Annotated in this window: 6 protein-coding genes; 1 reads left to right on the top strand and 5 read right to left on the bottom strand. The window is 49.2% G+C overall.

The window, feature by feature from the left end; genetic code table 11:
• From SFV55_RS28295 to SFV55_RS28275, 5 genes are all read right to left on the bottom strand, one after another.
• The coding region (locus SFV55_RS28295) for a 2-oxoacid:acceptor oxidoreductase subunit alpha (protein ID WP_320032958.1) at positions 1 to 1,480 on the bottom strand (1,480 nt) is incomplete at its 3' end.
• Positions 1,459 to 3,255, bottom strand: coding sequence for an FAD-dependent oxidoreductase (locus tag SFV55_RS28290; protein ID WP_320032957.1), 1,797 nt, complete (start codon positions 3,253 to 3,255; stop codon positions 1,459 to 1,461). The genes SFV55_RS28290 and SFV55_RS28295, both read right to left, overlap by 22 nt.
• A 109-nt stretch (positions 3,256 to 3,364) precedes the next feature.
• A complete protein-coding gene (gene pgl, locus SFV55_RS28285; protein WP_320032956.1) occupies positions 3,365 to 4,084 on the bottom strand; it encodes a 6-phosphogluconolactonase in 720 nt (239 codons plus the stop codon).
• Between the two features lie 196 nt (positions 4,085 to 4,280).
• Positions 4,281 to 5,573: a sensor histidine kinase gene (locus SFV55_RS28280; RefSeq protein ID WP_320032955.1), complete on the bottom strand. Its 1,293-nt coding sequence runs from the start codon at positions 5,571 to 5,573 to the stop codon at positions 4,281 to 4,283.
• A gap of 4 nt (positions 5,574 to 5,577) precedes the next feature.
• On the bottom strand, positions 5,578 to 6,702 hold the full coding sequence (locus SFV55_RS28275; RefSeq protein ID WP_320032954.1) for a glycosyltransferase family 1 protein: 1,125 nt from the start codon (positions 6,700 to 6,702) through the stop codon (positions 5,578 to 5,580).
• A gap of 219 nt (positions 6,703 to 6,921) precedes the next feature.
• On the opposite strand from SFV55_RS28275, the gene SFV55_RS28270 reads away from it, so the two are divergent.
• Positions 6,922 to 7,621, top strand: a 700-nt coding sequence (locus tag SFV55_RS28270; protein ID WP_320032953.1) for a M42 family peptidase, incomplete at its 3' end; no start/stop codon positions are given.

Raw genomic sequence — 7,621 nt, 5'->3', positions numbered from 1 at the left:
CTTCCTGGTAAAACTCTGGCTGAGGTACAATTTCCTTGGCCGTGTTCCATTTTTTGAGCAAACGCTCCATGTTGCGTACATACGCCGCGCCGTCTTCCGTGTAACGAGCATACTCGTCGCGTGAAGTTCCCCGGGTGAAGAAAGAGCCCTTGGTCGGGTGTGTACCCGGAATGGTGCGGTACGTAATGCCATCGCCATCCGAATCGAGGTACCGGCCAAACTGACCGATGCGATCCAGGTCCTCGGCATCGTATACTTTGCCCCAATCGTATTTCCGGCTATCGTCCCATTTCAACGGCGGCGACATGTGCTCGTTCATGCCTAAATCCAGGTCAATCATGACCAGAATTGGCGTTTGCAGGCGGTCAGCCAGGTCAAAGGACAAAGCTTGCAACTCAAAACACTCTGCTGGGTTAGCGGGAAAAATCAATACGTGTTTGGTATCTCCGTGCGAAGCATAAGCGGCCAGCAAAATATCCGACTGTTGGCTGCGGGTCGGCATCCCGGTGGAAGGACCTGAGCGTTGTACATCGGTCAATACCACTGGAATTTCCGCGAAGTAGGCCAAACCCAAAAACTCGTTCATCAAAGATACCCCCGGCCCACTGGTAGCCGTAAAGGAGCGCGCCCCGTTCCAGTTGGCACCGATGGCTACCCCGATGGCGGCCAATTCGTCTTCTGCCTGTACCACGGCAAATTTCTTTTTGCCTGTTTCCTTGTCAATCCGCAGCTTGTTGGCGTATTTCTCATAAGCCTGTACCAGCGAAGTAGAAGGTGTGATCGGGTACCAGGCAGCTACCGTAGCACCACCGTAAACCGCTCCCAGCCCACAGGCCGAGTTGCCGTCCATCACAATGCTGTCCCCCACCAGGTTGCGGGTTTCCATGCGGATGGGCAAGGGATATTCGTAATGCTCCGCTACGTAGTTGCGCCCCAGTTCCATGGCATGGATGTTGGGGGCAATCAGTTTTTCCTTTTTCTTGAACTCATCGGCAATGATGCCTTTAAAAACTTCAAAATCCATGTCCAGTAACATCGACAGTGCGCCAACGTAGATCATGTTTTTGAACAATTGGCGTTGCCGTGGATCGGTGTATTCGCGCAAACAAATCTCCATCATCGGAACGCCGATGTAGGTAATGTCTTCACGCAGTAATTCCTGGTGCAGGATTTTGGTACTATCGTATACAAAATAACCACCAGATCTCACCGATTTGACGTCTTGAGGCAAACTTTGAGGGTTTACACTCACCATCAAATCAATTCCGTCGCGGCGTCCCAGGTAGCCTTTTTCACTGATCCGTACCTCGTACCAGGTAGGCAAACCCTGAATATTGGAAGGAAAGATGTTTTTGGCCGAAAAAGGCAAGCCCATGCGGAACACTGCCTTGGCAAACATATTATTGGCACTTGCTGAGCCGGTGCCGTTGACGTTGGCGAAACGTACTACAAAGTCGTTTACAGCTGCAACACTCCGCATAGATTACTTGCTTTACTTGTTGAGTATAAAAATTTCTGCATGTCCCAGGCAGCAGTAGGGCAGCGCTCAGCGCAAAGACCACAGTGCAAACAGACGTCTTCGTCTTTCACCATCACCCGTTGGGTTTGGGGCAAAAGGTCAGAAACGTACAAGTCCTGGGAAAGATTGAGCGAAGGGGCATTGAGCCGTGTGCGCAGGTCCGCTTCTTCCCCATTGGTGGTAAACGTAATGCAGGAAGTAGGGCAAATGTCCACACAAGCGTCACATTCTATGCAGCGGTTGGTATAAAATACGGTTTGTGCATCGCAGTTCAAACAACGTTGGGCTTCTTTAAAACCCGTATCTTTGGCGAAACCCAATTCCACCTCCACCTTGCGATCTTTGAGGGTCTTCTGCTTTTCCGCATGAGGAACTTTGTAGCGGTCGTCGTTGACCACTACACTATCGTAAATCCACTCGTGGATCCCCATTTTTTGGCTCACCAGATTGGTCAGCGGCGAAGGGCGCACTTGTACATCTTTGCCCTGGCAATACAGGTCGATCGATACCGCAGCATGGTGACCTTGGGCTACAGCCGTGATGACGTTTTCCGGGCCAAAAGCGGCATCGCCACCAAAGAATACCTGATCCAGGGTAGACTGGAAGGTTTTCCGAGAAACTACAGGCATTCCCCAATTGTCGAACTCCAGACCCAGGTCGCGTTCAATCCAGGGGAAAGTATTCTCCTGACCGATGGCAATCAGCACGTCATCCGCTTCGATGAATACCAGCGGCTCACCCGTAGGCACCAGCGAACGTTTGCCTTTTTCGTCGTAAACGGCTTGAACTTTTTCAAAACGCATGCCGACCAAACGACCATTTTCTACCACAAATTCCTTGGGTACGTGGTTGTCCAGAATTGGAATGTCTTCGTGCTGCGCGTCTTCTTTTTCCCATGGCGAAGCTTTCATCTCCGCGAAGGGGCTGCGCACCACTACTTTTACCTCCTCACCACCGAGGCGGCGGGAAGTGCGGCAACAGTCCATGGCGGTGTTTCCACCACCCAATACGATGACTTTTTTGCCTATTTTATTGGTATGTTCAAAAGCTACACTGGCCAACCATTCGATCCCGATGTGGATGTTGGCTTTGCCTTCTTCCCGGCCGGGAATGTTGAGGTCGCGGCCTTTGGGGGCACCCGTACCTACAAACACGGCGTCGTAACCCTGATTGAGCACTTCGCGCAAGCTAGAAACGTAGGTTTTGAAATGCGTATGGATGCCCATATCGAGGATGTAGTTCACCTCCTCGTTGAGTACAGATTCGGGCAAGCGGAAACTTGGAATCTGGCTGCGCATCATTCCTCCTCCGGCGATTTGTTCGTCGAAGAGGTGGATTTCGTAACCTTGCGGGGCCAGGTCACGGGCAACGGTCAGCGAAGCTGGGCCTCCTCCGATCAAGGCAATTTTTTTGCCGTTTTTGATCAGTGGGATTTCCGGCATCCATTCCTGTACATCGCCTTTATTATCGGCTGCTACCCGTTTGAGGCGGCAAATGGCTACGGGTTCTTCATCAACCCGGCCACGGCGGCACGCGGGTTCACAAGGCCTGTCGCAGGTACGTCCCAATACACCAGGAAAAACGTTCGACTCCCAATTGACCATATAGGCTTCGGTGTAACGTTCCGCCGCGATCAATCGGATATACTCCGGTACGGGTGTATGCGCTGGGCAGGCATACTGACAATCCACAACTTTGTGGAAATATTCAGGATCGGTTATGTCTGTAGGTCGCAATGTTTATTGTTTGTATAAATTTTAGAAACCGACCCAATATAGCAACCTTGTTTGGAAATAATCATCCAAACATGAGAAAAATACTGTTTTTTGTTTTTCACCAAATAAGCTATGGTTTTGGATTGGCTGCCTGGTCAAAAAGCCAATATAATTGTCCGCTGGAGGGGTTTACGTAGGTGGCGGGGAAAAGTTTGGCGTTTTGTTTGCCCCCCGTAATGAGTTTTACTTTTTCGGTTTTATCGGCACCGGTCACCAAAAAGACCACTCGCTCGGCACGGTTGATGACCTGCATGGTGATGGTCACCCGGGACTGGCCGGATTCAGGGTGGGTAACTGCTTCACATACCCGCGCAGAAGCCAATAAATCCAGTCGATTGGGGAAGATGGAGGCGGTGTGGCCGTCGGCGCCCATGCCGAGGAGTACTAGATCCAGTTTGGGTACACCATTGACAATAGGTAGGGTGTCGCGCAGTACTTGCGCGTAGCGTAGCGCTTCGTCCTCAGGGTCATCCTCGCCCTGGATGCGGAAGATGTTGGCAGCAGGAATACCCAGGGGCAACAAAAGGTGCTCCATGGCCGCGCGGTAGTTGCTTTCTGCATCTTCAGGAGACACACAACGCTCGTCGCCCCAGTAAAACTTGATTTTTTGCCACTCAATTTTGTCGCGGTAGTTGGCCACCAGATAGTCAAAAATAAAGATGGGGGTGCGACCACCGGACAGGGCGATGGAGAAGCTATCTTTGGAGGCGACCAACTCACCGAGCCAATCGGCAAAGGTGCTGGTCAGTTCAGCTACGGATGGGAAAGTGTTATGTGTAGTGAGCGTCATTGTTTGGATTTGGGGTAAAGATAGGGAAGGAAAGCAGAAAAAGTGCTTCAAATTTAACAAGAGAGGTATGACATTATCAACTAATTTTGGATGTATATTGTCTTGAAGATTAAAAAAAGAATAATAGCTTCACGGGAAGGTTTTATTATTTACATCTTCGGCTTCTGCCGAAGAAAATTTTAAAAAATAAATAATGCTACCCCCACCAAATCCTAAACTCCGTCCAACCATCCTCCTCGGTCCTCAACGAAAACTTCCAACCATGCCCCATCAAAATATCCCGAATCAAGGTCAGCCCAATGCCCTGACCCTCCGTCTTGTTGCTAAAAAAGGGAGTGAATAAAAGGTGTTCATTGCCCTTGGGAATCGGAGTACCATTGTTCCGAATACACAGATTATTTGCCGCCAAAACCACTTCCACCTGTTGCCCTGCCACACATGCTTCCAGCGCATTTTTGAAGATGTTGATCAGTACTTGCTCCATTTGTTGCACATCCATCTTTATGCGGACAGGCAGTGGCGAAGTTGTAAAACGAAGCTGCACCCCTTTTTCCACAAACAGTGGTTGGTAGAGTACCGTAGCATCTTGCAGCACCCCATTAAAATCCCGGTACTCCAACTGCGGCTGGGGCAGGCGCACTACATCGGCAAAGCGGCGCATGAACAAATTGAGGCGTTCGTTGCGGGAATGGGCGACGGCGAGGGCGGCAGAGAATTGATTTTCTTCCTGCTTCAAGAGGTAACGCTGGGTGCTATCGATGATGGAATTAATGGCTCCCACGGTATTGTTGACCTCGTGGGCCATCATGCGGATCACTTTGCCGTAGGCCTTTTTTTCGGAAGCCAATAGCTCTTCGCTGAGCTCTTCCACCATAATAAAGGGGCGCTGAAAACCCCGATCCATAAAAAAGGAACGTTGGACTTTGTAGGTTTCAATGCCGTTGATGGCGATGGTCTGGTGATCGCCGTTTTTTAAGGGGATCAGGTGGGGCGTCAGCGGGTGGTTTAAAGTAGCCAGGGGCCGATTGGGCCAGCTTTGATCCAGAGGAGACAAGCCCAATAAATCTTGGGCTTTAGGGTTGATTTCACTCAAATGATCGTCAAAATCCAGGATCAAAATGGCAATGGGTGAAGCTTTGATCAGTTTTTCCAAAAAATAGTGTTGCTCCGCCAATTGGGTGCGTTCGATGCGCAGTTGTTCGATCATGCTGTTGTACACTGCTATGAGTTCGTCTACTTCGCGGTTGCCTGTAGGCCGAAAGGTGATGGAAAAATCCTGATCGCGAATGGCCTCAATGCCCGATAAAATATACTGGAGTGGGCGGTGTACGTCCCGGAATATGGCATAAGAAAAATACAGCGATACCAACACCAAAAGCTCGGAGGCGATGAAAACAACTTTGTTTTCATACAGCACCCGGAAGGCCAGGTAAATGATCACCCCGTGCAAAACGAGGATCAAAAGGACGTATTTGATCCGCAAATTCATGGCGCTAGCTTTTAACTGCCTGCAAAATAATGTATATATCAATGGCAGCTTTATCCCAGGAAAACTGTTGCCGTTGCAGCTGGCCTTTTTTGACCAAATCCTCCCGCAAATCCGGTTCATTCCAAATGCGCAACATCGCCCCCGCAATCTCCTCCACATCATAGGGATCAACCAATAGAGCAGCCTCACCAGCCACTTCCGGTAAAGAGGAAGTATTGGAGGTAATCACCGGGGTATCGGTACAAAGGGCTTCCAAAACAGGCAAGCCAAATCCTTCAAAGAAGGAAAGATAAGTCAAGGCCAGGGCTGAAGCCATCAGCTTTGCGGCGGTCTCTTCAGGAAGGTATCCCAAAAAGACGATATCATCCTGGTAGGCTGAAGCGGCATGCGCGGCGGTGATTTCCTGCACTTGCCAGGCCAGTTTCCCTGCAATCAGGAGTTTTACTCTTTCTCCACTTTTTTCCCGAAACAACTCATAAGCGCGCAGCAAACCCAGCAGGTTTTTACGCGGATGAATGGCACCCAGGAAGAAAAAGTAATCGGCACCCTTACTGAATTGGGCTTTCACCCGTATTTTTTCAGTATCGCTCAAGGGTTGAAAAATAGCCCGGGTGCCGTTTGGAACCACCGTAATTCTTTCCGCTGGAATTTGATAATGGGTAATCAGGTCTGTTTTACCATGTTCAGCCACACAAACGATATGGGTAGCTTTTTTTAAAAACCTGGGGATAAACAATCGGTAATAAGGTCGATGCATCCAGGCAACTTGCCGGGGGTAATGGAAATGAGCAATGTCGTGGGTGGTCAACACTGTAGGGAGGGCCGTTTGGAGACTCAAAAAATTGTCGGGAGAAAAAAAAACGTCCACCTGCTCCTGCCGCAATATTTTGGGAACCTGTACATCAAACCAGTACCAGAAGGAGAAAAAATGCCGGGCCTTGGGCCCAATCACCACCGATTTTACATTTTTTCCGGTGATTAGCCATGCCTTCTGCGGGCGATCGTAAATCAAAATAAACTGGTCTTCGGGGTGATTTTGCACCCAACGTTTGCACAATTCGTAAGTATACCAGCCGATTCCTTCCAGGTTGCCCGTCTGTAGAAAGCGGGCATTGATGGCTATTTTCAACTTTATTTCGTTTTATTCGTTTCTTACTCGCACAAATTTGGTTAAATTTACGCGCTCGAAGCACTTTTTTCCGTTACCCAAAGTAAATAAGTACAGATCCTTATTCCGCTCCCTTTTCTCTTCCCGGTATAGATAGTCCCATCAGAAACGTATTCATTGGATAGAAAACTTGTTTTCAATACCATCATATTGTATTGAGAGGATAACACAAACATTACTATGATTAACGTTCAATTGCTTAAACGCATTTGTGAAACCCCCGGTGCCCCGGGTTTTGAACACCGCATCCGCCAATTGGTGCTAAAAGAATTGCAGGATTTGGCAGATGAAGTGAGTGTCGATAACATGGGCAACGTCATTGCTGTCAAAAGAGGCAAGGAGCGCAAACGTGCCATGATTGCTGCCCACCTCGATGAAATTGGCTTCATTGTCAACCACATTGATGACGAAGGTTTTCTCTTTTTTCATCCCCTCGGTGGTTTTGACCCTAAAACCCTGACCTCCCAACGGGTCATTGTACACGGCAAAAAAGACGTCATTGGTGTCATGGGCTCCAAACCTATCCACCTGATGAAACCTGAAGAACGCAGCAAAGTGGTACCGATTACCGATTATTACATCGATTTGGGCATGCGCAAAGAGGAAGTGCTGAAGATCGTTTCGATTGGTGACCCGGTGACCCGTGAACGGGAGCTGATTGAGATGGGCGATTGTGTCAACAGCAAATCGCTGGACAATCGGGTTTCGGTGTTTATCTTGCTTGAAACCCTACGTGCATTGAAAGGTAAGGAAGTCCCTTACGATATTTATGGCGTATTTACCGTCCAAGAAGAAGTAGGGCTGCGCGGAGCCATTTCTGCTGCACATGGTATCAACCCCGATTTTGGATTTGGACTGGACGTGACCATTGCTTTTGATA

The sequence above is a fragment of the Haliscomenobacter sp. genome, from assembly GCF_033763495.1.
Taxonomy (GTDB): Bacteria; Bacteroidota; Bacteroidia; order Chitinophagales; family Saprospiraceae; genus Haliscomenobacter.
Note: the sequence above shows the minus strand (reverse complement) of the source record. Positions and strands in the feature narration are given on the sequence as shown.